The sequence below is a fragment of the Prosthecobacter sp. genome (assembly GCF_049294395.1).
Lineage (GTDB): Bacteria > Verrucomicrobiota > Verrucomicrobiia > Verrucomicrobiales > Verrucomicrobiaceae > Prosthecobacter.
Window position 1 is genome coordinate 1 of sequence record NZ_JBAQCR010000095.1, and the last position, 2,934, is coordinate 2,934.

Annotated in this window: 1 protein-coding gene; it reads left to right on the top strand. The window is 65.0% G+C overall.

Features of this window, described 5'->3' with window-relative positions; genetic code table 11:
* Window positions 1-345: 345 nt before the first annotated feature.
* Window positions 346-2,934: exo-alpha-sialidase (locus WAW39_RS06095; protein ID WP_422316825.1), on the top strand; the 2,589-nt coding region annotated here is incomplete at its 3' end.

The following is a 2,934-nucleotide window of genomic DNA, read 5'->3' on the forward strand; positions in this document are numbered from 1 at the left end:
TGGCGGAGGTCAGTCGTTTCAAAGTCGCGCGCATCGCCTTCATCGCCGCCGCGTCCTCCACCGCATGCGCCGCCGCATGGCGCGCGGCAAAGCCTTCCAGCAGCGCGCGGAGTTCGGACAGCCGGCGGAGTTCCATGTCAGTCATGCCGCACAAATAGGCGAAATCCGGCCTGCGTCTATGCGGCAGCGTTCATTCTCCCCAGGCTCAGACACGGAGTGATGGAAATGCCGCACCTGCAGACGTTAAAGGGAGCACCTTCGGCCTCGCTATGCCGAATCGCACATCGGACCTCCCCCATGCCCCTGCCACACCACGCCCAGCCTGCCACCCGTTTTGTCCATTCCATGATCCGTCTCACCTCCCTCCTTTGCGGCGCGCTGTTCGTCACCTCACTCCTGCCTGCCGCAGACGCCACCCCTGCCGCCATCCCCGCCGTTCCCCAGACCTCTCCCGGCCCCGCCTACGCAGACAGCGCCCGTTTGTTCCAGGGCGTGTCAGGCATCGAGCGCGCCCCCAATGGCCGCCTCTGGGCCACCTGGTATGGCGGCGGTTTGACCGAAGACCATGAGAACTACATCCTCCTCTCCACCAGCGGCGATGACGGCCGCACCTGGCAGACGGTCATGGTCCTCGACCCCGATGCCGCCGGCCCCGTCCGCGCCTTTGATCCCTGCCTCTGGCACGATCCCGACGGCAAGCTCTGGCTCTTCTGGGGGCAGGAAATGACGCAGCCCAAAGGCCGCGATTTCAGCACCTTCGTCACCTTTGCCATCACCACCGCAGACTCCGGCAGCGCCACCGCCCCATGGTCCGCACCCCGGCGCATCTCCCACGGTGTGATGATGAACAAGCCCACCGTCACCAAGGACAGCCGCTGGCTCCTGCCGCTCTCCTCCTGGTACACAGATGGCAGCTCACGCGCCGTCGTCTCCACAGATCACGGCCAGACCTTCACCGAACTCGGCGCCGCCAATCTGCCCGACAAAAAATCGCGCAACGCAGACGAGCAGATGATCATCGAGCGCAAAGACGCCTCCCTCTGGATGCTCGTGCGCGGAAAGTTCGCCACCGAAGGGAAGGGGAGCACCGGCCTCGGCGAGAGCACCTCCACAGACGGCGGCAAATCATGGTCAGACGTCAAAGCCAGCGCCATCCCCCACCTGACCACGCGCTTCTTCATCCGCCGTCTCGCCAGCGGCCGGCTCCTGCTCGTGCGGCAAAATCCGCCTGCAGGTTTTAAGGGGCGCTCCCACCTCACCGCCTTCCTCTCCGACGACGACGGCCACTCCTGGCAGGGCGGCCTGCTCCTCGATGAACGCGATGGCGCCTGCTACCCGGACGGCGTGCAGTCCGCAGACGGCCGCATCTCCGTCATCTATGATTTCCAGCGCGGCAAAGACAAAGAGATCCTCATGGCCCTCTTCACCGAAGACGAAGTCCTCGCTGGCAGGCTCACCGCCCCCACCAGCCGCCTGCGCGTGCTCGTGAACAAAGCCACCGGCGTGAAAAAAACCGCGCCTGTCACCGCGCAAACCTGGCCGCTCGATGCCGTGGATGCCCCCATTCAGGTCCACGGCGGCAGGCCCAAAGTGGCCCCCGGTGCCCATGGCAAATCACTCGTGCTCGATGGCAAAACCGTCATCGAACTCAAGGACACCGCCGCACTCAATGGCGAAACCGGCTTCACCTTCTCCGTCTGGCTGAATCCGCACGTACTCGATGCAGGCCAGCAAATCATTGCCGCCAAGAACCGCTACTCACTCAAAGAGCGCCAGTGGAGCCTCGCGGTCGAGGAGGGCGGCATCCTGCGCGCCTACCTTCAGCAGGACAAGTGGCGGACCATCACCGCCAAGCCCCTGCTGCAGGCCGGCCACTGGCACCACGTCGCGCTCACCGTCTCCGCCACCCAGGCCGTGCTCTATCTCAATGGCCGGCCCGTCGGCAAGACCCCGCTCAGCAAACCTCTGCCCGCCACCCAGGCCCCCATCACCCTCGGTGGTGTGAAGGATGGCGACCGCCTCACCCAGCAGCTTCACGGCGCGGTGGATGACGCACGCTTCATCTCCCGCGTCCTCACCGCCGCAGAGATCGCCAAAACCTACAGGCCCGTCACCGCCACCCAGCAAGTCCCCAAGCCCATCGCTCCGTCCGACACCCCTTTGTGGGATGCCACCGCAAAGCTGCCCAAAGCCGCCGAGGCACCCGTGCTCGACGGCGTGGTATTTCATGTCATTCAGCCACATGCCCCCGAAAAAGACGGCTACATCTGGCTCCATGGCGTCGGCCTCGGCTGGCACAAAGGCAGGCTGTATGCCTCCTTCGGTCACAACAAAGGCGAGGAAAACACCCCCGGCGAGCAGGCACGCGGACGCGTCAGCAGCGATGGCGGCCAGACCTGGGCAGACACCTTCACCATCGGTGCCGGCGAGTCAGACGACCACGCCGTCAGCCACGGCGTCTTCCTCTCTCACGACGGCGCACTCTGGTCATTTCACGGCTCCTTCTACGGCCACCACCTCACCGACATCGACAGCAGCAAAGTCCACACCCGCGCCTACCGGCTCAATGAAACCACTGGCAAGTGGGAAAGCCAGGGCACCGTCATTCAGGGCGGCTTCTGGCCCCTGCAGGAGCCGGTGAAAATGACCGACGGCAACTGGATCATGTCCGGCATCAGCGTCGGTCACGGCCACCCCGCCGCCGTCGCCATCAGCCACGGCGCAGATTTCACCCAGTGGGATCTCGTCGTCATCCCCGCCGCCGAAGGACTCAGCATGTGGGGCGAAAGCAGCGTCATTGTCGATGGCGCAAACATCACCAACATCGCCCGCTACGGAGCCAAACCGCAGGCGCTCATCTCCCTCAGCAAAGACCACGGCCGCACCTGGAGCACCACCGCCCCCAGCAATCTGCCCATGGCCACCTCCAAGCCC